Source organism: Enterococcus sp. LJL51 (genome assembly GCF_049894025.1).
In the GTDB taxonomy this organism is placed as follows: domain Bacteria; phylum Bacillota; class Bacilli; order Lactobacillales; family Enterococcaceae; genus Enterococcus_L.
On sequence record NZ_JBNEQE010000029.1, the window covers coordinates 1 to 23,903 of the forward strand.

The 23,903-nt window shown below is 37.5% G+C and carries 24 protein-coding genes; 19 read left to right on the forward strand and 5 right to left on the reverse strand.

Annotation, left to right across the window (positions count from 1 at the left end; genetic code table 11):
• The 4 genes from ACPWSO_RS17445 to ACPWSO_RS17460 all read left to right on the forward strand — a co-directional run.
• Nucleotides 1-272 (forward strand): hypothetical protein (locus ACPWSO_RS17445; protein WP_426084848.1); only part of this gene is annotated, 272 nt, incomplete at its 5' end.
• A 93-nt stretch (nt 273-365) separates the two neighbouring features.
• Nucleotides 366-1,337 (forward strand): ROK family protein, encoded by a 972-nt coding sequence (locus tag ACPWSO_RS17450; protein WP_426084849.1) that lies wholly within the window; start codon nt 366-368, stop codon nt 1,335-1,337.
• Nucleotides 1,334-2,572 carry an MFS transporter gene (locus tag ACPWSO_RS17455; RefSeq protein WP_426084850.1) on the forward strand — a complete coding sequence of 413 codons (1,239 nt, stop codon included), beginning with the start codon at nt 1,334-1,336 and terminating at the stop codon, nt 2,570-2,572. The genes ACPWSO_RS17450 and ACPWSO_RS17455 overlap by 4 nt, the downstream gene beginning before the upstream one ends.
• Entirely contained in the window at nt 2,544-3,128 is a 585-nt protein-coding gene (locus tag ACPWSO_RS17460) for a DUF1349 domain-containing protein (protein WP_426084851.1), read from the forward strand. The genes ACPWSO_RS17455 and ACPWSO_RS17460 overlap by 29 nt, the downstream gene beginning before the upstream one ends.
• Before the next feature lie 386 nt (nt 3,129-3,514).
• Here ACPWSO_RS17460 and ACPWSO_RS17465 read toward each other — a convergent pair whose 3' ends face one another.
• Together ACPWSO_RS17465 and ACPWSO_RS17470 are read right to left on the reverse strand one after the other, a co-directional pair.
• The gene (locus tag ACPWSO_RS17465) at nt 3,515-3,916 is read right to left on the reverse strand and encodes an organic hydroperoxide resistance protein (RefSeq protein WP_426084852.1); all 402 of its coding nucleotides are present in this window, start codon (nt 3,914-3,916) and stop codon (nt 3,515-3,517) included.
• A 224-nt stretch (nt 3,917-4,140) separates the two neighbouring features.
• Entirely contained in the window at nt 4,141-4,770 is a 630-nt protein-coding gene (locus ACPWSO_RS17470) for an NAD(P)-dependent oxidoreductase (protein WP_426084853.1), read from the reverse strand.
• Between the two features lie 148 nt (nt 4,771-4,918).
• Here ACPWSO_RS17470 and ACPWSO_RS17475 point away from each other — a divergent pair, with 148 nt between their 5' ends.
• The 8 genes from ACPWSO_RS17475 to ACPWSO_RS17510 all read left to right on the forward strand — a co-directional run bounded on the left by ACPWSO_RS17475 (nt 4,919) and on the right by ACPWSO_RS17510 (nt 14,431).
• Nucleotides 4,919-5,239: a winged helix-turn-helix transcriptional regulator gene (locus ACPWSO_RS17475; RefSeq protein ID WP_426084854.1), complete on the forward strand. Its 321-nt coding sequence runs from the start codon at nt 4,919-4,921 to the stop codon at nt 5,237-5,239.
• 17 nt (nt 5,240-5,256) lie between these two features.
• Nucleotides 5,257-5,676 carry an NUDIX hydrolase gene (locus tag ACPWSO_RS17480; protein ID WP_426084855.1) on the forward strand — a complete coding sequence of 140 codons (420 nt, stop codon included), beginning with the start codon at nt 5,257-5,259 and terminating at the stop codon, nt 5,674-5,676.
• Nucleotides 5,677-5,844: 168 nt separating this feature from the next.
• Nucleotides 5,845-6,456, forward strand: a complete 612-nt coding sequence (locus tag ACPWSO_RS17485; protein WP_426084856.1) for a TetR/AcrR family transcriptional regulator — start codon at nt 5,845-5,847, stop codon at nt 6,454-6,456.
• Between the two features lie 179 nt (nt 6,457-6,635).
• Nucleotides 6,636-9,596 carry a hypothetical protein gene (locus tag ACPWSO_RS17490; RefSeq protein WP_426084857.1) on the forward strand — a complete coding sequence of 987 codons (2,961 nt, stop codon included), beginning with the start codon at nt 6,636-6,638 and terminating at the stop codon, nt 9,594-9,596.
• Nucleotides 9,597-9,978: 382 nt separating this feature from the next.
• Nucleotides 9,979-12,156, forward strand: a complete 2,178-nt coding sequence (locus ACPWSO_RS17495) for a HelD family protein (protein WP_426084858.1) — start codon at nt 9,979-9,981, stop codon at nt 12,154-12,156.
• A gap of 829 nt (nt 12,157-12,985) precedes the next feature.
• On the forward strand, nt 12,986-13,420 hold the full coding sequence (locus tag ACPWSO_RS17500) for a VOC family protein (RefSeq protein ID WP_426084859.1): 435 nt from the start codon (nt 12,986-12,988) through the stop codon (nt 13,418-13,420).
• Nucleotides 13,421-13,494: 74 nt separating this feature from the next.
• A complete protein-coding gene (locus ACPWSO_RS17505; protein WP_426084860.1) occupies nt 13,495-13,668 on the forward strand; it encodes a hypothetical protein in 174 nt (57 codons plus the stop codon).
• The gene (locus ACPWSO_RS17510) at nt 13,634-14,431 is read left to right on the forward strand and encodes a GNAT family N-acetyltransferase (RefSeq protein WP_426084861.1); all 798 of its coding nucleotides are present in this window, start codon (nt 13,634-13,636) and stop codon (nt 14,429-14,431) included. Before ACPWSO_RS17505 ends, ACPWSO_RS17510 begins: the two co-directional genes overlap by 35 nt.
• Before the next feature lie 249 nt (nt 14,432-14,680).
• Here ACPWSO_RS17510 and ACPWSO_RS17515 read toward each other — a convergent pair whose 3' ends face one another.
• Complete coding sequence (locus ACPWSO_RS17515; RefSeq protein ID WP_426084862.1) at nt 14,681-15,541, reverse strand: MurR/RpiR family transcriptional regulator; 861 nt, start codon at nt 15,539-15,541, stop codon at nt 14,681-14,683.
• Nucleotides 15,542-15,730: 189 nt separating this feature from the next.
• Here ACPWSO_RS17515 and ACPWSO_RS17520 point away from each other — a divergent pair, with 189 nt between their 5' ends.
• The 5 genes from ACPWSO_RS17520 to ACPWSO_RS17540 all read left to right on the forward strand — a co-directional run bounded on the left by ACPWSO_RS17520 (nt 15,731) and on the right by ACPWSO_RS17540 (nt 20,768).
• Nucleotides 15,731-16,744 (forward strand): Gfo/Idh/MocA family protein, encoded by a 1,014-nt coding sequence (locus tag ACPWSO_RS17520; RefSeq protein WP_426084863.1) that lies wholly within the window; start codon nt 15,731-15,733, stop codon nt 16,742-16,744.
• A gap of 280 nt (nt 16,745-17,024) precedes the next feature.
• Nucleotides 17,025-18,824: a glycerophosphoryl diester phosphodiesterase membrane domain-containing protein gene (locus tag ACPWSO_RS17525; protein ID WP_426084864.1), complete on the forward strand. Its 1,800-nt coding sequence runs from the start codon at nt 17,025-17,027 to the stop codon at nt 18,822-18,824.
• An 85-nt stretch (nt 18,825-18,909) separates the two neighbouring features.
• Entirely contained in the window at nt 18,910-19,365 is a 456-nt protein-coding gene (locus ACPWSO_RS17530) for a GNAT family N-acetyltransferase (protein ID WP_426084865.1), read from the forward strand.
• 273 nt (nt 19,366-19,638) lie between these two features.
• Nucleotides 19,639-20,430 (forward strand): class I SAM-dependent methyltransferase, encoded by a 792-nt coding sequence (locus ACPWSO_RS17535; protein ID WP_426084866.1) that lies wholly within the window; start codon nt 19,639-19,641, stop codon nt 20,428-20,430.
• Nucleotides 20,431-20,468: 38 nt separating this feature from the next.
• Nucleotides 20,469-20,768: a YciI family protein gene (locus tag ACPWSO_RS17540; protein WP_426084867.1), complete on the forward strand. Its 300-nt coding sequence runs from the start codon at nt 20,469-20,471 to the stop codon at nt 20,766-20,768.
• Between the two features lie 175 nt (nt 20,769-20,943).
• Here ACPWSO_RS17540 and ACPWSO_RS17545 read toward each other — a convergent pair whose 3' ends face one another.
• Nucleotides 20,944-21,549: a TetR/AcrR family transcriptional regulator gene (locus tag ACPWSO_RS17545; protein WP_426084868.1), complete on the reverse strand. Its 606-nt coding sequence runs from the start codon at nt 21,547-21,549 to the stop codon at nt 20,944-20,946.
• 105 nt (nt 21,550-21,654) lie between these two features.
• On the opposite strand from ACPWSO_RS17545, the gene ACPWSO_RS17550 reads away from it, so the two are divergent.
• Nucleotides 21,655-22,254, forward strand: coding sequence for an ECF transporter S component (locus tag ACPWSO_RS17550; protein ID WP_426084869.1), 600 nt, complete (start codon nt 21,655-21,657; stop codon nt 22,252-22,254).
• Between the two features lie 423 nt (nt 22,255-22,677).
• Nucleotides 22,678-23,535, forward strand: coding sequence for an aminoglycoside 6-adenylyltransferase (locus ACPWSO_RS17555; RefSeq protein ID WP_426084870.1), 858 nt, complete (start codon nt 22,678-22,680; stop codon nt 23,533-23,535).
• 36 nt (nt 23,536-23,571) lie between these two features.
• Here ACPWSO_RS17555 and ACPWSO_RS17560 read toward each other — a convergent pair.
• Nucleotides 23,572-23,903 (reverse strand): transposase (locus ACPWSO_RS17560; protein WP_426084871.1); only part of this gene is annotated, 332 nt, incomplete at its 5' end.

Here is a 23,903-nt window from a genome sequence, read left to right on the forward strand (position 1 = left end):
TCTTGATTCCTCCTTTTGGATTGGTTCGCCAAATTAATTCTAAAGGATTTCAAGGTGTCTTTTCTATTGTTTTGGAAAATAAAAAAGATATTGGTGGAATTCCACCAACATCAAAAAGTATAGAGCCGTTATTTCCTGCTTTTTGTTCCAGGTTCTTTTTTGAGAAAAAAACTTCGCAAACCAGCCTAGCGGATAAGCTTAGTTTTGCTTCTATAAATGGTAGAGTCAGTTTTTTTCATAGGTCCTATGATTCCAAAGAAAAATCCGCCTAAAACAATCCATATCTTCTTGCGGAAGAATAGAACTTATGCTACACTTCCGTTAGAAACTTTCGAAAGTAAGTTTCGTAAGAAAGGGATGAAGCAATGAAGGGTGTAAAGCCACAAAATATGAAATCCTATAATGAGCGTAGGATTATTGAATTTCTTTTAAGGGTCAAGAGTGCGACAAAGCCTGAGATAGCGGAAGCTGCTGGTATCAGCGTAACAACTGTCAGAAATCAGCTGATTGATTTGATTCAGGAAAAATCAGTAGAATCTTTTGGCGACCCTGAATCTATTGGGGGAAGACCAGCAGAAAAATATTGCTTATCCAGTCGCTTTGCCCCGTTTCTTTATATCGAATTTGGGTTTCAAAATTGCCGCTGTATACTTTTCTCATTGACAGGCAAGCAGCTGTTGACGAGAACAATTGAGCCAAACCAATTAGAAACAACTCTTATGGAAATATTGAAAAAGGAGCAGCAAATTGACTATATTGTACTGACAGTTCCTGGTATTCCTGTAGCTAACGGATTTATTTATGGCGAAAATCTGGAGCAGCGTCAACAATATACCTTTGACTTTTTAAGTAAATTTCCTTCCAAGATAAACGTGGAGATTCTCAATGATTTGAATCTTTCTGCATTTGGACAAGCTGCTAGCAACAACCTGATTAAGAACCTGGTTTATCTTTCTTTCAACAGCTGTGTGGGAACCGGAATCGTGATTGATGGAAAAGTTTATAAAGGGTATCAGCAGTTTGCTGGTGAAATTGGCATGCTAAGTAATGGAGAAAAGAATATTGATGAGTGTTTGGCGAGTGCAGATATCATTGAAAGAAAAAAAATAATTAATTACTTGTTGGAGCTGGTCGCCTTGTTAATTAGTCCGGAAATGATTGTTATTAATGATGAAGTGATACAGGAAAAAGAACTGATTGCCGGGATTAAAGAAGTCCAGAAAAAATTATGGACAAAGCCCATGATTTTGTTAAATCCTCCAATTGAGGAAAGCAATTATGCTGGGGCCATTCAACTAGCAATCGATAACTTTTTAGCAAAGGGGTGGGCCACATGACAAAAAATAAGCGAATGATTCTATTTTTAGGAGTTATTTATCTGACCTTTATCAGCTTGGGACTGCCGGATTCAGTAATAGGAGTAGCATGGCCGGTTATTCATAAAGATATTCACAGCAATTTAAGTGCAGCAGGTCTGATTGCTATGGCTATATCTATATGTACAGTAATCTCTAGTCTGCAAACTGCCCGCTTAATTAGAAAATTCGGTACAGCAAAGTTAGTAATTTTTAGTGTTTTGCTAACAGCAGCTGGTTTGATTGGTTTTAGTTTTACAAGCAGTTATTTGTTCTTTATTGTTTTTGCCTTCCCGCTGGGACTTGGAGCAGGTGCAATCGATACAGCGCTTAACGATTATGTAGCCCTAAACTTTAAAGCACACCACATGAATTGGCTTCATGGTTTTTGGGGAATTGGAGCTACTTTAGGTCCTATGATTATGGGAGCTGTTCTACTGAAGGGGGCAAGCTGGCGTACAGGTTATTTGCTTTTAAGCGGTATTCAGTTCTTTTTAGCAGTTGTTTTATGCTTTAGCCTGCCTCTTTGGTCCAAAGAAGACAAGACACCTGCGCCTCTAGCATCGAAAAAAGGTGCAGCAGATGAAAAAGCGGAACGTCCGCTGAAGCTCAGAGAGGTACTGAATATCCCAGGAGTAAAATTCTCTGTCCTTTCCTTCATTTTTTATGTGGGAATTGAAGCAAGTATGGGTTTGTGGGGCAGCAGTTATTTAATTGCTGTGAAAGGAATTGAAGTGGGTCAAGCAAGTTTTATTGTTTCAGCTTTTTATGCAAGTCTGACTGTAGGACGCATGCTTACAGGCTTTATTACCTTCTGGTTGTCGAACCAGCGAATTTTATTTTTAAGCGAGCTATTCATTTTATTAGGCGTGGGAATTGTTTTTATAAGCCCCGGTTATTTTACAGCAATGCTGGGATTTATCATAACTGGTTTAGGCTGTGCCGCGATTTTTCCAACCATGCTGCACGAAACACCATCTCGTTTTGGCAGTCAGAATTCTGGAGCCGTCATGGGCGTTCAGATCGGCTTGGCTTACGTAGGAACAGCAGGTCTTCCTTTTCTTTTAGGTATGTTGAGCAATGTATTTAATTTATCCATTTTGACCGCAGCATTATTTCTATTTGGTCTTATTTTGCTGTTTTCAACTATTCAGGTGGAAAAGACTGCTAAAGAGAGGAGAGCAACAAATGATTATAATGAAGAATCGGACATTTAACTGGCTGGATGAAACGGGAAGCGTAATTAAATCAGGTAATTTAACGATGGAAGCTACTCCACAGTCTGATTATTTTATTGATCCTGCCGATGGAAAAGAAGGGCTGAATGCGCCATTTCTCTATACAGAGCTCACAGGTGATTTTATTTTGAGTGCTAAAGTAACAGCAGATTTTGATGAAACTTACGACGGTTGTGGCTTGATGTTTCTAGAAAACACCCATTTATGGGGAAAGCTGTGCTTTGAACTCACCGATTTAGGAACAAAATCAGTTGTTAGTGTTGTGACAAACCAGGTTTCAGATGATGCGAATGGTGTAGAACTATCTAAAAAACAGGTCTGGCTTCAAGTCTCAAGAAAAGGACAGCTTTTTGCTATGCATTACTCCTTGGATGGCAGCGAATACCGCATGGTTCGGTATTTTTCGTTGCCCTGCAGTCAGCTATTGAAGGTAGGATTTGTTGCACAGGCTCCAATTGGTAATGGCAGACAAGCTTCATTTGAAGATATTCGCATCGAAGAATATGCACTTGAAAATATGCGGAAAGGGAAGTAGCCACTGTTTCTGTTTCAAAAAAACAAATCCGAAACATAACCAAAATACAGATTTTTAGTATGCCTAAAACTGAAAAACAGTGAGATATAGAGAAATTCTATAAAAAAAGAGTAAGTGGGACATAGCTTATTGAGCTATGTCCCACTTACGTGGAATCTGGATAAACGGTGGGAGCAGTAGCACATACCTTACTATCATCTGCGACGAGTAACCGCAGGAGCAAGACCTTCGGAAATAAGCCGAAATTCACAAAAATTTGAAGAACACCAGGTAGGAATCAGTCAACATCGACTGACTCACATTCGTGTTTTCTGTCATTTCCGTGAATCTCTTCTTGTTTCTCGGGACTAAACACTTCTGTCCTATCCTCTAATCTAAGTTTGCTTTTATATTAATTCCAATTGAACGTCAATATTTCCCTTAGTCGCTTTAGAATACGGGCAGAATTCATGTGCCTTTTCAAGGTAATCATGTGCAGTTGCTTTATCCAATCCCTCCATATGAACTTCCATGACAACACCAATTTGATACCCGCCGTCATCTGTTGTATATAAAGATACTCTAGCTTTAACTGTTGTATCTGATTCTACATTTCCTTCTTTTAAAACATGCTGTAAAGCTCCATTAAAACATGATGCATAACCGGCAGCAAATAATTGTTCCGGGTTGGTTCCTTCAGCGTGTACGCCAGGAGGCGTGATTTCCATATGCATGCTTCCGTTTGGTGCTTCCACATACCCTTGTCTGCCGCCATGATTTGTCATCGCTGTTTCATACATTTTTTTCATTACATTTTCCTCCGTTCATATCTATATCTTTATTGTATCGGCTAATAAGGATTCATTCAATTAATACGGCTCAATGCTTACTTTGAAGATAGGTATAAGATACAGCAGAAAAGAGAGAGGCAATGAATGTTGTAGCTTTTAAAGGTAGGAGAAGACTACCATCAGTACGTATCAGCACATTCCTCCAAAGCTTCATTTTACACATATGACTTAGTTAGTTGGTTTTACTCTGAAATGACAGAAATGCGTTGTTGGTAATGGCTTCCGCTAAGAGCTTCATCAATTACAGCGAGTGCGTAATCAGCATAGCTGATATAGCTTTTTCCATCTGCGGTTGTCTTGAATTCCTCGCCGCCTAGAGTGTAGCTCCCAGTTCGTCTGCCGTCTGCTTGGAAATCTGCCGCTGGGCTGATGTATGTCCAGTTGAAGTCGTTTCTTTTTTTCAGTTCATCTAAAGCTGCACCCATATTTTCAGCTAAGGGTTTAAATAAATCTGGAAAATCAGACTGGTCCATTAAGCGATTCTTGTGTTCCTTATCAAGATATAGACTACCGGCTCCGCCTACTACCAGTAGACGATTTTTATGTCCGCTAAGAATATCAGCAAGATGCTTGAGAGAAGAGCTATGAAGATGGAGCTGTTCAGGTGCCCAAACGCCGAAAGCATCAACAATAACATCGAAGTCTTTTAAATCTGAATAAGTCAGATCAAATAAATCCTTCGTTAAGACTTTATCTGCTTCAGACTTATTTACTTGTCTGACAATAGCTGTCACGTCAACCCCTTTTGCTAGAGCCTCCTTCACAATTAGTTGACCTGCTTTTCCGTTTGCGCCAATTACTGCAAGTTTCATTATTAATCCATTCCTTTCAAGAGTTATTTTTTAATTGATTTTCTAATTCTATATACTTATAATAAACACATAACAATCTTTTGTGAAGTAAGCACTTAAAAGTGCTATAGCATCCATTTGGATACTAATGGAAAAGGAAGGGATTATAATGAATAAATTGCCGGATTGTCCTGTAGAAACGACGCTTTTATTTTTCAATAATCGCTGGAGAGTTCTAATTATAAGAGAGCTAATGACTGGAACAAAACGCTTTGGCGAGCTAAAACGCGGGATAGGCCAAATATCTCAGAAGGTATTAACCAGTAATCTTAGAGCGATGGAAGAGCTGGGATTGCTTACTAGAAAAATATATGCGGAGGTTCCTCCCAGAGTGGAATACACCCTAACTGATACTGGAGTGAGTCTGGAAAGTGTTCTAAATGTGATGGACGATTGGGGAACGGCATATAAGGCTAAAATAAATTCATAAGAAATGAAGGTGTTGCAATGACACATCGATTGATTGCACATGTACTGCTTAAACAAGGAGAAAAATGGCTAGTTATCAAGCGTAGCACTACTAAACGCGGAGAAGCTAATGTTTACGCAGGCTACTGGGATCTTCCCGGCGGCAGGGTGGAGCCAAAGGAACTGCCTTGTGAAGCGGCTTTAAGAGAAACGATGGAAGAAACTGGGCTGACTGTTAGGCTAAAGAACATTCTTTCAGAAGACAGCACCTTTGATCCGATAAAAGAGCAAGTCTTTACTCGATTGATTTATGCAGGGGAAATGATTGACACTACACAGGAAATAGTGCTGGATAACGAAGAGCATACAGCATTTCGCTGGATTGGGGACTTAGATGAGCTGGCTGAAGAAAAAACACTATTTTATCTTGACAATCTAATTCCTAAAATCTCTATTTAAAAAATTAGCTTTTCAACTCTAAAATGAACTAAATTTAAAAGAACCAAGGAAGCCTATAATATCGAGGTCTCCTAGGGTTCTTTTTTCTATTAATTGGTAAAACTCTTTGATATCAGCAAAAACTAAGGGTATAATTAATGAACTCTAAGTTCGGAAAGGATTGAAATAATGGACAAAAAAACTGCCCTCGAACAATTCCACAAAAACCAGCTGTTGCTGACCGCAGAAGTACTTTTTTTAAAACAAGGAGTTGAAGCAACCACACTAGATCAAATAGCTAAGGAGGCTGGCTATAGCAAAACTACGCTTTATACATACTTTAAAAGCAAACAAGCTCTTTTTTATGGGACGGCCTACGAAAACATAATAAGACTTAAACAAACACTCGCTGAAATTGTTCAGTTGGAAGCAGATTTTTTTGATAGCTATTTTTCTTTTTGTCAGACACTCGCGGCCTACCAAGAAAATTATCCTATTTATTTTTCTGCTTTGCTACATCCTGAAGTAGAGGCTACAGAAACTTCTCAGCTTAATAATTTTTTAGTGGTTGTTGAGGAGCTTAGCGACCTACTCGAAGCTTTACTGAAAAAAGGAGTAGCAGAGGGAAGGCTTTCCGACTCTGTGAAGTTTCCAGAAATCGTTTATATCCTTTGGTCTGCCATTACCAGCATTATTTCAACAGCTGATCAAAAAGCGGCTTGCTTATCTGAGCAAACTAGCACTGATAAATCTACATTCAGATATTATGGATTTAAGATGCTTCTGCAAGGGGTTATTTAGCAATAGGAAAGAAATTGAATAAGATAAAACAAAAAGTTTATTTTTAATTCCTTTTGAAAATGATTGGAAAAATCCAAAAATCCTTAAATAGTGATAATAGAAGCATTGCAATCTTATGAAATAAAAGCTATTCTTTACTATAAGAGTATTTATAGAAATTACTTTTGGAGGAAAAGAAAATGGGGTTTTATACAGATGTACAGCTGGTATCTGGTATAGAAGAAACTGGGGAGGGGCGTTGCCATTTTGAGGTAACGTTCACCACTGATACAGATAATGATAAAAAAATAGAACAGATAATTTCCAAAGGATTGAATCTTTTTCAAAAAAGGAATAAAGCAATTAAGATTGAAGACGGCTATATAGAATTTTTTGAAAATCAAACAGTAGTATTAAAAATAGAATGTTCAAGTAAAGCCGGACTAACTTCATTTGACCAGCGCCATCTTCAACAAGAGCTGAAGACTGTTTTTGACTTGTTGAAGTCTGGTACGCAACTATCTCCTCAACAGAAGACAAGTGCTGGAAATCAGATGAACGAAGAGCAGAACCAGCAATGGGACCGCTGGAAAAAGGGGCTGGAGGAAAACATGTCTGCCCTGATGACTGAAACGCTTCAAGATTATCAACAAACGATGAAGCAGGAAATTACTGTGCAGCTGGAAAACATTCAGGCTGAAATGAAGGAAGAAATCATAGGCTCTCTTGCAGAGCTTAAAGAAGACTTTGAACAAAATTATACAATTGCAAACAGGGAGCTACTGGCTTCTCAGGCGATTAAAACAGAAACGCTACAAAACGAATTAAAAGAACTACGACACAGAAATAAAACCGGCATTAGTAAAATGAAAAAACAGTTGGAATCTTTTACTGCTAGTCAAAAAGAACAGAATAACACATTGAAATCTTCACTGATAGAGGCTTATCAAACAATAGCAGCTGACCATGAAGAAAAAGCTGACTTTCAAAAAGATAAATTGTATGGTGAGCTGGAAGAGAATATGATTGTTTTAACTGAAGAGATTCATCAAGTAACAGCTGGTGTGAAAAAGCAGTTGGGAGCTGAAACTCAGAAAATCAATTCAGACATTCGACAGCTTCAGAATACTATGGCTGAACTAAAAAAACAGGCGGAACAGCCAGCAGCTTCTGAAAAACGTTTGGAAGAGATTACACAGGAATTAAGTGCTCAAAAACAGCTGTTAACAGCTGCAGTTGAAGAGATAACTAACAGTCATAAGAATCTTTCCGAGCAGGTTGAAAAAGCCGCAGACGTTTCGACAGAGCGGATGGAAGGTGTTGCAGCTAGTCTTAGCAGTGTTGAAGAACAGCTGAACAGCAGCAAGACAGAAACTGCAGAGCAATTAGAACAGCTGAAGCATTTGGAGAAACTGTTGGAGGCACAAAAGACTAACTCCAGCTTTACCTACTTTACTAAAACATTGAACAATCAAGAAAAGCAGCTCCATACTTTAATTAGCGGTCTTGAAAAGAAAGAACAGCAGATCGCTGAGCGGATGGATGCTCTTGAAGGTACTTTGAGTAAAATCACTGAAAAATTAGCTGCTGTAGATACTCAGCTTTGCAGTCAGAGTGAGGAAAGTACTCAACTGCTGGAAAACGTTAAACAGTTCATTGAAGCTCCTCCACAAGAAGATCAGCAACTTGTTCAGCTAACTGAATTACTGAAGAGTGAAGAATCAGGATTTCCAGCATTATCTACTACTTTAGCTGAAAATAATAAGCTTTTTTACCAGCGGATGAGTGATGTTGAAGACCGGATTAAACAAACCCATGAGCGGATTGACACAATGGATCAATCTATCCTGTCTCACTTGGAGAACAGTAGTAAACCAGTGCTTGATTTTGATAAACTTTTAAATACGCAAAATGAAGAAGTGAAACAAAAGGTTCTACAGGATTTGATTAATAATCAGCAGGCGCAACTAACACCTATGGTTCAAACGCTTGAGAAAAATAACCTTAAACTGAATCAAAAGCTTTCAGATGTTGAGAAAAACATTGATCGTATTTCTGAAACAATCGCGAACATCGATAAGCGTGTTGCTGAAAAAACACAGGAACAGACAGAGCCGACAACAGTGATTGAAGAGCTGTTTGTGAAAAAGTCAGAGGATATTCAAAAAAATACAGCTGATGCTCAGAAGAAGCAATGGGAGCCTATCCTGCAATCACTAAAAGAAAGCAACATTTTATTTAAACAGAAGCTGCAGGCCTTTGAAAAAGAAATTGAGAGTATAACTGGTAAAGTTGATGGCATTGAATATTCAATTACTGACTTTATTGAAGAAAATGGAAAAACAACCACTGACATGAGCAGAATGCTTATTGAACAGAAGGAAGAGCTCCAACGCTTATCTGGGGGAAAAGTCACTACAGCAGTGCCGCTGTCAACACAAGCATTAGTCAAAAATGAACCTGTAGCTAAAGAAAAGGCCTTAAAGGTTGAACGTCTTTCAAAAGAAATATCTACAGAGAAAACGAAGCCAATCAATGAAGCTAATTTGTCCAAGTCAGAAAAGGACGAGACAAAAAAAGCAGCTGTTTCTGAAGATACGTCCGCTGTTACAGAAAAACCAGCGCCAGTAGAAAAGGATTATAAAGAGTCGACAGCAATGGAGAAGAAGAAGCCGTCACTTGTGGAACTTGTTGATAAAAAAGCAACGGATAAAACTGACAGCAAGCAGCACAAAGATATGACGGAAGAGGAAGCTACTCCAACAAGAAAACTGTTCACTGGAAATCGTTTCTTAGCAGATTACGAAAAAGTCAAAAAATTATTTGAGGAATCGGATACAGCCGGTGCTTCACGGAAAATGGTTCGACTCAATAGAAGCGAGTATAGAAAAGCGATTGTTTCTGTTAATTATATTGAATATCGCTGGGAAGTTGTTTCTGCTCATAAAGAGCTTTTTGATGGGTACAATTTGAAAGAATTCAAAGAAAAAGCTGAGCATGTAGACGAATTCCTGGATTCAATTGACTCTACTAATCGTAAAGAATCGCTATTCAACCAAAATGCTCTACGGATAAAAAATTCCATCTGGAAAACAGCACAAGCCTATCACTGGCTAAGCATCTATCTAGAGGAAATCATTTCTAAAGAATTGTTAGAATAAGCTATAGCTTTAAAAAGGGTTATACACCCGTTTGTATTGATAGGTTAAAAAAGAAAACAAACATAGAACTTGGAACAAAAAGCAGGGGATTGATGCTTTTGTTTCAAGTTCTTTTTTTGAAAAAGGAAAATAATGCGAATGATTTGGTAGTTGGCCGGAAGCCCCTTGGCAAAAAGCGCCATTCCAGTGCCGTCTACGGTTACTTGATGCAGTTTGAGTCATACAAGTCCTAAATCGAGTCAAAACAACAGACTCCGTTTATTAATTAGCTAGTTATCCAAAAGGCATGCAGTGTTTTCTGATTTGAAATACTGGCTTAATCATAGAAAGTATGCTATATTTTTCAGTTGCACTACTTTAGCGAATAAGAGGGGGATGCTTTATGAGTAAAGAGGAATTGCAGAAAGAAAAAGCATATTTAGCTGTGGTATATGGTGAGCTGCTCGAAACAAAAAGCAGATTGACAGAATTACTAAAACAAGCGAAAGAGGAAGGAACTGCTGCATTAAGTACTATCACAGAAGATATTCGCTTAAATTTTGACAGCTATTCAGATAATCTGGATACTTTTTCAATGATTGAGCTGAAAAACAGAGAAATCGATCAAATGAATATTCGTCTGCAAAGTGCCGAAAATGAATTGAAGCGAGTCGAGGCGCTATTGAAGTCTCCTTACTTCGGAAAAATTTCTGTTGATTATCTGGATGAAGAGCCTTTAGAAAACTTCTATATTGGCATCAGCGGATTCACTAATGATGCTGAAGAAAGTAGAATCTATGATTGGCGTTCTCCTATATCAGAACTCTTTTATAATAACGAGTTGGGAGATTCCAGTTATTCAGTCAATGAACGGACAATACCTGTAGCAATAAAAGGGCGCAGACAATTTATCATTGATAGAGACCAGCTCATCAAATATTTTGATACCTCCATTGCTATTCAGGATGATGTTTTATTAGAAGCATTAGAAAATAATTCAGAAGGCTATATGGCGGATATCACAGCAACTATTCAAAAAGAACAAAATGCAATCATCCGTGATACGACTAGTCCAGTAATCTTAGTCAACGGCATAGCCGGTAGTGGAAAAACTTCAACCATTATGCAGAGAGTTGCTTATCTGCTTTATCAGCTGCGTCAGAAAATTACTTCTGATAATATTCTGATTTTATCTCCCAACAATCAGTTTATCGACTATGTTTCCAAGGTTCTTCCTGCATTAGGAGAAAAAAATCCACTTAATTTGACGATGCTTCAATTTGTTCAAAACTATGCAGCTGCTGAGCTTGAAAATGAGGAGGAGCTTTTTGACAGGATCAGCAGCCATCCTGTTGATGCGCAGACAAAACAGCTGCGTAGTCAAGCATTTACAAACTTTGTTAAAAACGCTGATTCACTACTGCTCGCTCAACCTGATTTCTTTACTGAGCTTAGCTATCGCGGCAAGGCAGTAATTTCAAAAGAAAAGCTCACTGAGTTATATAACGAAACACCAAGCTATAGTAAACTTATTGATAAACTCCAATCAGTAAAAAAAAGCTTAAGCAGCTACTGGGAACGGCGCTTGATAAAGCAGGCACGAAGTCCTAAAATCCAGAATCAAATTCTTTCTTTGAGTGAAGAATTGCAGAAAAAATACTTTGGTGAACTGATTTCAGATGATTCTGAAGATAGTATTTTTCGTTATGGAAAGAAGCTGCTGCAGAAAAAATATGCAGCAATAGGAAGAGCAATTCGGCAGAATCGGTGGATCAATAAGGAACAAATTTTCCAAACAGTCTATACCAGCTACAGCAGCGAGAAATTTCTTCCTCAGCATTCTGGGCGATTAACTTTAGATGAAGGAACGGCATTCTTATTGGTTGAACACCTGCTGATTGAAAAAATTGACGTGCCCCAAATGCAGTTTCTACTAATCGATGAAGTACAGGACTACACTCAAGTCCAACTAGACTTGCTCATAGAGCTGTTTCCTAAAACAGAATTTACTATGGTAGGTGACGAGAATCAGGCAATTTTTAACTCAACTACACCATTTGAGCAAATTCAAGAATTATTTAACGCAGAAAATAAGGCCGTACAACGTTATGATTTGCTTAGCAGCTATCGTTCCAGTGGTGCAATTACAAAAACATTCGGTCAGTTCGCTTCAGAGGATACAAAAATGACGATTGTCCCTGTGCGTAAAGATGGACAGGCGCCTCAGCTTCATTCTTTCAAAAATCAGGAAGAATTTTTAAAATTATGTAAAAAGCTTCTTGAAGAAACTAATGGTGAGGATTTAACCATTATTACAAAAACAGAACAGGAAACAGAATCGCTTAAGGCGGATTTTGAAAATAATTCCGTGGATAATGATACTGAAAGGATAACAATCGTACCAATCAGCCTCTCAAAGGGATTGGAATTTGATCATGTACTAATTTATGATATCTCTGAAGAAAAATATCACTCTGAAAGAGATAAAAAAATTCTCTATACAGCAATTTCCAGAGCCATGCAAAGCGTCTATTTGACTTATTCAGGTAATCTGAGTAAGCTGCTTGCGTTTATGCAGTAAGCAAAGCTAACCGAATGAGCTCACAAGAATTTAAATATCGTTCATAGTAAACAGAGGGTCTGGGACATAAATAAATTCCCAGACCTTTAGCTGTGCCTAAATCCGATAAAACGGTGAGGCAGAAACTACTCCTTCGATAATGAGCTGAAATTTAGCAAAAAATTTATGGAGCATCAGATAGGAATCAGTCAACATCAATGATTTACATTCGTATTTCCTGCCATTTTCACAAATCCCTTTTTATTGCTTAGAATCACTGAGGTCGAGACAAAAGTGTTTAGCTTCGAGAACCAAGTAGGTACTGTTCAACATCAGCTCATCCCTCGCTGTGTTTCACAGCAATAAGACGAATTATCCGAAAATTGTCAAGAAACACTACAAGGGAACCGAGTAGATGTTGATTGATACCTACCTGGAGCTTTTCATATTTTTGAGATAGTTCGGCTTATTTCCGAGAACTTCAACTCTTAGTGCTTTTAGCACTTAGAGGTTGATGCTATCGGAACGAAGTGTAGTGAGCTACTTTTGGAACGCCGTTTATTCGGATTTTAGAGAAAGAAGAGTTTGGGCATTTACTTATGTCACAAACTCAGATGCTGAAAAGTACCTGATTAGTGCTTGAAGCTAACCATTTCTATCTCAACCTCTTTGTTGTTGTTTTTAGAAGTTGAAACGTTTAAAATAAGAGAAGAAGGGGAACGTATTTTCTGTTTTTAATAGAAACAGCAACGATTCCCATACTATTCACTCATACAAGTATGGGATAGTAAAACATTTTAATTGGTCCTTCACAAGAATATATCAGGGAATGAGAAAGGATGTACGAGAAATGAATCGAATTAATTTAATTTGTTTAGGTGTAAGAGATTTACCAAAGTCTTTAAAATTCTACAAAGGCATTGGCTTTAAAACTTATGAAAAAGAGGAGCAGCCGGCAATTGTCTTTTTTGATAATCAGGGAACCAAACTCGAGCTCTATCCTCTTAAAAACCTTGCTGAGGATATTAATCAAGCAGCCCCGCCAGAAACAACTGATAGCTTCGGGGGCATTACTTTGGCGATTAATTTAAAATCCGAACAAGAGGTGGACAATCTGATGGAGGCTGTTCTTGCTAATGGAGGTACCATTGCCAAGCAGCCTCAAAAAGCGCTCTACTGGGAAGGTTACTCTGGTTATTTCCGTGATCCTGATGGGTATTATTGGGAAGTAGCTTACGGTCGAAACTGGCGTTTTGATGAAAACGAGATGTTAATAATCGATTGAAGATTTATCGACTTAATTCAGGTAGAAATCAAAACTGCTTTGGATATTTTAGAAAAAATATTAGGAGAAAGAACATGGTATTTAAAATAGAAAGAATGGAGCAAAAAACTGCGGTACAGATTGCAGATGAATGGAAATACCCTGGCGTGTATGCTTTTTATGATATGACTGCTGATCCAGAGGACTACGAGGAGCTGATTCATCCTGACCAGCGTGGAGATCACTATTTTCAAGTTTTCATGCAATGAAGAGCTGTTTGGTTTTTTCTGTGTATTTCAGGAAAATCATTCCGAAACGATTGAATTTGGTATGGGAATCAAGCCTGAGCATACTGGACAGGGATTAGGACAAAAATATCTGGAAGCTGTTCTCGTTTATTTAATAGAAAATTATTGCTTTACAAGCATTCGTTTAGCTGTTGCCGAATTTAATCAGCGGGCTATTACTCTTTATAAGCGTTTAAGCTTTGAACCCGTTAAGACTTATCAACAACAGACCAATGGCAGCAGTTATCTATTTCTTATCATGGAAAAAAATCAAAAAAGTAAGGAAGCAAAACAAAGATTAGAAAAACCATTTACGATTATAGAGTTTGAAGAAAAAACGCTTGTTGGAATTTCTACCTTGTCAGAAGATGAAACTCCAGACATGTCTTTGTGGGGCAGATTTTATAAAGACTGCTACCCTGTTATTCTTGATAAGTGCAGCGAGCAGGTTTATGAGCTGTATACAGATTTATCTAAAAGCTCAAGGGATTGTCAAATTTCTATTACCTGTGAAGCAGGAGAAGAAGCAGCTCTCCCAGCCCATATTGAGACCCATAAAATTCCTAAAGGAAAATACACATGTTTTGTTGTTCGAGGTGAGGTCTATAAAGCAGTACCTGAATTCTGGGAGAGTTTTCATTCGAGTATCCTGCCATTTAAACGCACCTATCTATGTGATTTTGAAGAATACCCAAATAGCGAGACAAAGGATGTTGAGCTGAAAATTTATATAGGAATCCACTAAATTGTTGACTGAACTATCTCAAAGAAAAGTGTTACAGAAAATAGGATTACACCCGGTTTCCAGAAGATGTGGGTTAGGTATATTGGCTTTGGATCTTACCACTATAATTGAATGATTGGAAACTCCTTGTGCTTAGGGGATAAGTCGAAGCCTAATCGTGAGAGATAAAAAATCGTTACAAAAATACTGTTTATGCAAGCCACAATACTGGAGTACTCATCAAATTGACCGTACTCCAGTATTGCGGCTTTAATCTGAAAATAAACCTGTTTGGTATAAATGCTGAACAGTCTGCAGTTTTTCGATGTTGCTTCGATAATGCTTCATGTAGAGAACTGAAAAAATAGTATTTAATAGATAATCGAAAGCCGTTTGGGAAGCAAAAGTGGCTATTTTGGCAAAGTCATACTCAACCTGTGGGATGACAATGCGAATTGAGGTCAAATCAAGTAGGGGAGAGTTCTTATTTCCAGTCATCAGTATACTGGGAATAGCGTTCTTCGAAAAATGAGTGAGTATATTGCTATGCTTGCTATTATTGCCACCGTATGACAGAAAAAGAGCACAATCCTTTGCTGTCAGATTTGCAGCAGTCCATTCCTCATCACCGTACTCTTCAGCCAAAATCGGAAACAGGTTGATTTTCATTAGCTTGTTTTGAAAGCTTCTTGCTGTCAATTGAGAATCGCCTCGAGCAAACAGAAAGATACGCTCTGCCTGTAAAAGCATTTCTACGGTTTCATCAATAACTTTTCCATTAATTTGAGATACTGCTTGTTGAATGGATACGGACATCAGCTCGCCCATTTTTTGAGCAATTTGTTCTGAGCTATCTTGTATATCAAAAGGGAAATTAGGATTTATAGTATCCAGAGAGCGGGAATAGCTTGGAATGATTTCAACAATAGCGGCTTTAAACTCCTTATATCCTGAGAGACCAAGCTTTTGACACAGACGGATTACCGCCGAACGGGAAGCAAAGGCTTGCTCAGCAAGTTCATTAATACTTAGACGAGGAATAGCGGAAAGGTGTTCGAGAATATATCCTGCTATTCTTTTTTCTGTAAAAGTGAAGGTTTGCTGATTTTTTAGATCATCTATTAAAAACATACTGCACCAGTCCTTTCAATGTAATAAACAGTTGTTACTCTCATTTTATTCACATAATTGGACATAAGTTTCAGCTAAAACATAGACTCCATCAATAAACTGGAACTTATTTCCAATATTGTGCGAATTGGTTTTTAATTTTTTAGAATTACTTATAATCATAAGTATAACAGAACTGGAGGTTAGACTATGCTGACGATTGCTTATATTGGCAATGGCAAAAGTACAAATCGCTACCATTTACCATTTGTCGCAAAACTAAATGATAAAATTAGAGTAAAGACCATCTTTTCACCATCAGGAAAGGTTACATGGGATATGCTGCCGGAAACAATGTATACGACAGAAATCAATGATATCCTTAATGATCCTGAAATTCAGCTAGTGGTTGTTACCACCCCGGGGAGTCTTCATTACCACTACGGCAAGTTGCTTTTAGAAAATGGTAAAAATGCTCTAATAGAAAAACCATTCACGGAAACAGCAGCTGAGGCCAAAGAACTTTTTCAACTGGCTGAGGAAAAAAATCTGTTTATTCAATGCTACCAGAACCGCAGATTTGATTCAGATTTTTTGACTGTTCAAAAGGTTATCGAAAGCGGCAAACTAGGAGATATTTTAGAGGTGGAGATGCATTATGACTATTTCCGTCCAGAAATCCCCGAAGAAGCAAACTATTCACAAATAAACAGTTATCTATATGGGCATGGCTGCCATACCATTGATCAGGTTCTGTCTTATTTTGGCGAACCAGATGCCATTCATTATGATGTTCGACAGCTTTTAGGTGAAGGGCGGATGAATGACTACTTTGATTTGGATTTTTACTATAATCGAACAAAAGTATCTGTGAAATCCAGTTATTTCCGTTTGAAGGAACGTCCTAGTTTTGTTGTTTATGGGAAGAAGGGCTCCTTTGTGAAACAGACTAAGGATCGCCAGGAAGAGCATTTGAAGCTGTTCTATCTGCCTAATCATCCGGATTTTGGTATTGATTTGCCTGAACATTACGGCGTCTTAACTTATATGGATCATGATGGCGTTTATCATGAGGAGAAAGTAATTTCAGAGGTTGGTGACTACAGCCGAGTCTATGAAGGGGTGTATCAATCAATCATCCATGGAAAAGAGAAGATAATTAAGGATAAAGAAACCCTTTTACAAATGAAAATTTTAGAAGAAGGAAGCAGCGGACTTAAATAGTATCTGCTGCAATAATTTATCAGAATAGTTAGTGGCGTGCTTTTGCACTCTGTTAACTATTCTTTTATTTTCCAGTACTATTTTTTTCAAACAAATGAAAAAAATCACAAATTATAGTTTATAATAAAGTGGGCATGATGGAGTTGCATTACGAATGGAGTTAAAGGGAGTTTCTGAATAATTGACAGAAAATTCTATCAAGTTCAAAAAATGGATTCTAACAATCTCACGTGTTCATGTTATTAGATTTACAAAGTATATGTGTAAGCAGGGGGAGTTTATGAGTAAAAAAATGTTTCTTAAGATACCCGAGTGGTGGAGAAAAGTCATTCAAATTTTGATTTTTGTCACACTAATGCGGATTGGTCACCGAGTTATTATACAGCCGATTCTTGATTTTATTTTTCAAATAGGACTACAGACAACAGGCTTTGGTGTACTGTTCAATAATAATATGCTGAGCTTTTTTATGACGCCAATCGGCTTTTTGTCTGGTCTCGTGATGATTCTTCTTTTAGCCGCTATCAGCTATTTTGAATTTTCTATAATTTTAACTTTTATTGCTGATAGAAAAGAGAATCCTAAACCATCATTAATCAATATAATCAGCAATTTTTCAGTGTTTAAAAATAGTGTAAAGCCAATTAGCATGATTAGTTTTTTTATTTACACCTTTTTATTCCTGCCGATAACCGGCTTAGGTTATTCCAGTCTTGTTTTTCCTTATTTTCGCATACCTAATTTCATAACTGGCGAGCTTGGAAAAAGCAGTATGGGAGCGATTTTAATTGGTTTATTTTTCGCGTCCTTATTTTGTCTTTTCTTCCTCACAATTTTTACCTTACCAATAATGATTATTGAAGGGGGATCTTTTTTAAGTGCTGCGAAAAGGAGTATTCTTCTTGTAAAAAAAGAGCCGCTGGCCGTAGTCAAGCTGATTGGTTTTTATCTGATTGTTTTTGGTCTTTTTAAACTATTGCCTGAGTATTTAGTTACAGTAGGCTATATTCCAGCTACACTTAGCGAGCTGTTTAATAACTCGAGTTTACTTCCATCATTGAACAGTTTTTTAGCTTGGACAGGTTTCTTAGTGTATTCGGCAAGTCAGCTGTTTGTAAGTCCTGTATTGATTATCCTTGTCTCTGAATGGTACCTCAATTTGTATAATCAGAAAAATCAGGGAGCAGGCGAAAGCTATTCATTTAAACGAATAAAAAATATATTCTCAAAAGCCGCTGGCAATCGTCGGTTTCGAAATGTGTTCATCTTATTCACTGTCTGTTCCACTTTTTTATTTCTTTGGCGTTCTTCCGAGGAGGGAGAAGGACTTCACCAGCCGATTGTTATCGGGCACCGAGGGAGCAGCTCCGGTGTAGAAAACAGTCTTGAAGCTATTCAAGGAGCTATCGATGCTGGGGCAGAATACGCGGAAATCGACATTCTACTTTCTAAGGATAGTGTACCGATGGTCATTCATGATGATTCCCTGCAGCGGTTAGCTGGTCAAAATCTGTATGTGTATGATTTAACAGCAGCAGAGCTGCAAGACATCAAGCTACAGCAAAATGGATTTCAGGCAACAATCCCCACACTTGAAGAAGTGTTGAACTATACCAAAGGAAAAATCAATCTTGCAGTCGAGCTTAAAAGGCATAATAAAGAAAAAGAAAATCTTGTAGATGTAGTAGCCAAAACCATGAAAAAACATGGAGCATTGGAGTCTGCGATTTTCTTGTCTCTGGAATATAAATTAATAAGCGAAATGAACCGTAAGTTTCCTGAAACAATCAGTGGTTATTGTATTTTCGGCGGGTTAGGCTACTTAAGTCCGGATATCATTCGTACAATGAATATTGATTTTGTTTTTATTGAAGAATGGATGGCAAGTAGAGAAAACTTGATGGAGTTTCGCAGAGCTTGGCTGCCAGTCTATATTTGGACTGTTAATGACCCAAATAATATGACTACCTATTTAGAGGCAGGTGCTTCTGGTCTGGTAACGGATTATCCCATGCAGGGAAAAGAAAAGGTGGCAGACTTTAATGAGACTGATGAGCGTGTTTATTTAGATGAATACTAAAAATTGCAGCCACTAGATATTCAAAAGATTTCAGCTATCTATTTTTCTGGTAGTAAAAAGACGAATGATGATTAGGGGAAGAACGATGGACATAATTAAGCTAAATCAAGCATTAGCTGCTCAGGTTTTGACACTCACTATGGAAACAATCAAGGAATGTTATCCAAAGTATTATCCAGTTGGAGCGGTGGATTTTTTTCTAAAGCATCATGAATTATCTACTATAATTAAAGACATTGACGAAGAAAGAGTCTATGGAGTAATGAATGAAGGGCAGCTACTCGGAACAATTAGTATTCATCAAAATGAAATTTATCGTCTATTTGTTCTACCTAGCTATCAAGGTCAGGGAATAGGTCATTTGCTGATGAACTTTGGAGAAGGGGTAATCGCCAAATCTTTTTCTGTTGGAACAGTTGATTCTTCACTTCCAGGAAAAACCTTCTACCTAAAAAGAGGGTACCGAGAAATGAGCTATCACACAATTTTAACTGAGAATGGGGATTTTTTATGCTACGATGTAATGGAAAAGAGGTTCTAACAGTCCCCATTTTGAAACCGTCTTTAATACCTGTGCTCTTTACTTAAAGCAAAGAAGCACTAATCAAAATAAAGTCATCTAATGTTTATGTTTTTGTAGCTTCATATTTGATGGTTCATTCATTGAAGGAGGAATAATATGGTTCGAAAACGAGGTATCTCCTTGATACAGTTGATTTGACAGGCATTGTATCAAGGGAAAAAGTATCTATCCTGTCAAGCCGGCTGTATCATCCTTAAAATATGACCATTTAATACTAAGGAGATGCAGAAAATGACTGATATAAATTTAATAGAATCTTGGCTACAAAGTGAGCAAAACCAAAAAAACTTTTCAGGGTGGGATTTTTCTTATTTAAAGCAAAAATATACCCAGCAGGAACTCCCCTGGTGTTATAGGAAATTAGTTTCAGATTATTTAAGACCTGATTTAAAGCTGTTGGATATAGGAACTGGCGGGGGAGAACTACTGAGCTCATTTAACCACCCTTTTGAAAACACCTCTGTTACTGAAAGCTGGCTGCCTAATTACCAATTGCTGCTTGAAAGGCTAAAACCTAAAGGAGCTGTTGTTAAATTCGTTGAGTCAGATGAATCTTTGGATTTCCCTGATAATTCATTTGATTTAGTACTAAATTCTCAAGCATCTTTTTCATTTTCAGAGGTAAGAAGAGTATTAAAAAATCAGGGACTTTTTATTTCTCAACAGGTAGGGGATTTAAATGGGCTGGTTTTATCTTCTCAACTGATTCCAGGATTTAATAAACCATCCTTTGATTGGCATCTATTTCCTGTGCTGGAAAAATTAAAGCAAAACAACTTTGAAATCCTATATAAAAATGAAGCTTATCCTTTTCAAAAGTTTTATGATATGGATGGTTTGATTTATTATGTAAAAACAATTCCATGGGAATATTCCGGTTTTTCAGTAGAAAAAAATCTAAATGAGTTACTTTATCTTAATGATCAATTACAGCAAAATGGGTTTATCCAGAATCAGCAACATCGCTTTGTGTGGGTTGCCCGGCTGCAAAAAGAAACGGGCAGGGAGACTTCAGAAAAATAGCAGATAATTAATAAAAAAATTATTTATGAGGTGAGAATATGGAAAAATGGTTGTATGTTATGTTTATAGAAAAAAGCAAGACCTATAACAGAATAACAAAGGCAATTGTGGAGGAGCATGTCGAAAATTTAAGAAGGCTGGATGATGCTGGCTATTTGGAATCCTGCGGTGTATTTAAAGGATACAAAGGAGTGGCAGGAATGGTCATCTTAAAAACTGAAAGCTATGAAGCAGCGGATGAGCTGTGTAAGCAAGAGCCGCTTGTTGTTGGAGGCTATGCGACATATTCACTTAAGACAATGCAGGTAGCAGACAGAGAAAATAACTATTTGCTGTAATACTCTATTGATGATAAGTACAGCATAAATTAAAAAGAAACTGTGATAGAACGGGACTGGCTAAATGAATAAGACGGAACAGGCGAAAATAACTCCTATTTTCATTCTGTTCCGTCTTTATTTGATTTTAGGGGAAGGGGAGATATCACTATTATGCCATACATCCTTATACCCTCTAACTGTCCATTCTTGGAAGGAGGGATTTCATAATACGAAATTGACTGGCTATTTGTTCTTCTGTAATTCCGCCAGTTAACGCCAGAATTCCCAAACCTTCAATAACAAACATATAATTTTCAGCAATTTTATCAAGAGCCTTATCCTTTAGAATATTTTGTCGAACTCCTAAATAAAGAATTTCCTGAATCGTTTGTGTTGTCGTTTCCAGTTGAGACTGCTGAAACTGATAGGCCTGTTCGGACTTGTGTGTAAAATAATACTCATACATCGGACGCAGAAGACTGCTGTCAATGTGGTTTAATAAACGATCCTTGTGGCTGGCTAAATAAGTATCCAGTAATTCCTCAAAAGGAACATTTTCCTGAACGGCTGAGCGGATACCGTCAAATTTTCGCGTAGTACGCTGCTTTAGGGTTTCAATGAAGATTTCATCCACTGAGTCAAAGTAAAGATAAATCCCGCCGCGGCTAATTCCGCATTCCTCAATAATATCCTTCATTGTAACATCAATCAGACCTTTTTCACTAAATACTTTTCGGGCACTTTCCAGAATGGCTTCCCGTTTCATCTTTCGACGTTCTTTATTTGATTGTTTTACCATAAAATCACCTCTAATTAATGACACGCGTGTCATTATATTGTATAATCCTATTATGACACACGTGTCATTGAAATTGCAAAGTTATGTTCCAAAGGAGGAAAAGAAATGAATACAAAAACTAAAGCTTACCGTATAACAATCAGAGCTGTACTGACTGCCCTTATTATTTTACAGACAATGGTTCCATTTTTAGGCTATATACCTTTAGGAATCACTAGTCTAACGATTATTCATATTACAGTGATTGTTGCTGCAATAGTTTTGGGAACAAAAGACGGCATGTTTATTGGTTTAATGTGGGGGATTTTTACAATTATCAGAGCCTTTACCTCTCCCACAACACCTCTCGATACACTAATTTTTACCAATCCGATTATCTCTGTACTACCTAGAGTGCTGGTTGGATTAGTCGCTGGATTTTTGTTTCATTGGCTTTATAGCAAAAATAAAAAAATTCTACCTGCTACAATTACTGCTGCCGTATTTGGAACATTAACAAATACTATACTTGTTCTGCTCTTTATGGGTTTATTATACACTACTCCTTTAGCAGCTGCCTATAGCGTTGACCCTTCTGGTCTAATAGCAGTACTTGGGGGAATTGTTGTAACTAATGGGGTTTCCGAGGTAATCGGAGCTGTGATTATTACACCAATTATTGTACAAGCACTTTTTAAAGCGACTAGCTTACGTCCAGAAAGTTAATTTATTTGTTTAAAACAGACCAATCAAACCTAAAATGATTCGTCTGTTTTTTTGCATCTCATCAGAAATAAAAAGCGGTTAAGTTAATTCGATTATTTTCTTAAACCTATCGACTTTTACTCTATTTAATGAAATAATTTAGCTATATAAAATAAAGAATTACTAATTTATCCAGCGAAATGAGTAGTAGAATGCACGAGAGGAAGCAGACGTGGAAAAATCCGGAGTAAGAAGCCGCATATCTGTGGAAACTAACGTTTTTTAAGTGCTCCAGGATTGAATCTTCTACAAGAAGGTTGCTAAAATCGTCGGGCAGAACATTTGAACAATTATCGCCTAGCGATGAAAAGAAGAAGCCCGTAGTATTCAGACTAGTAGAGCTAAGAACTACATTTTTTGAATAAACAGTATGGGAGGAAACATATGAAAAATAGTCAAACATTTTTTGAACAATTAATAGCTGAATTTGCTACAGTGGGGAAACAAAGGAAAGATATTAAAGCTGCTTATATTATAGGATCTAGAGCTAGAAAGAAGTGCCCGGCTGATCAATGGTCGGATCTAGATATCTTAATATATACAGATGAACCCCATTACTATCTAGAATCTTCAGAATTTATTGCTCAGTTCGGAAATATCTGGAGCTCCTTTCCCACAAAAACCTTAGGAAATGATCCTGAGCGGTTAACCTTGTTCGAAGGAGGGCACCAAGTAGATCTTGTAGTGAAAACAGGGGAAGAATATCAGAAACAACTGGCTTCAGGGGAAACTCCCTGGTTATTTAAACGCGGTGTTCAGCTGATTCTTGATAATCAAGGACAAGCTGCAGAACTTTTACCGAAGAAAACAGTTATACCTGAAAAAATGCCCTTAAATGAACCAGCTTTTACGCAAGTCAATCAGATGTTTTGGTTTGTGACCATGTATATCAGCAAACAACTTCTTCGAGAAGATTTGTGGTCAGCCAAGGCTAGAGAAATGGACTACAAGAATATCCTGCTCCAGATGATTGAATGGTATGAGCAGTCTCTTCATGGCATTGAATATGATACATGGCACGGCGGCCGCTTTATTAGCGAGTGGGCCGAGCCAGAAGTATATGAAGCATTGTTTGATATTTTTGGCGGCTTTGATTTAGAAAGCAGCTGGCAAGCACTGATTCATTCAGTAGACCTTTTTGCCCAGCTAGCTGAAAAAACAGCTGAACTCAATCATTTTACCTATGATAAAGCCTTACAGGAAAATATTAAACTATGGCTTAGCGAGCATCAGCCTGTATAGAGTTAGTTTAAAGATACTAGAAGATGGGACAGTTAGTTATGTTTCAAACCTATCTATTGCTAAAAAAGGGAGTGGGACATAATCCACTCTCAAAAAGAAAATAAGCTCGATTTTGATGATGAATGTCAAAATCGGGCTTGTTTTTTTTTCTTCCCTTCTCTTTCTCTCCATATATTTTCCTAATTTTCTTAGATTTAGTGCCATGAGAGCCAAACCAACATCAATCTTCGCTCCTTGTTTTCCACGTAAATGGAAACGATGGAACGCCAAATGAGCCTTTAGATGCCCAAACACTGGTTCTACATCGATTTTCCGTTGTCGATAAATCGAACCTGTTTTTTCATCTGAAAGCTTCTTCTTGCATTCTG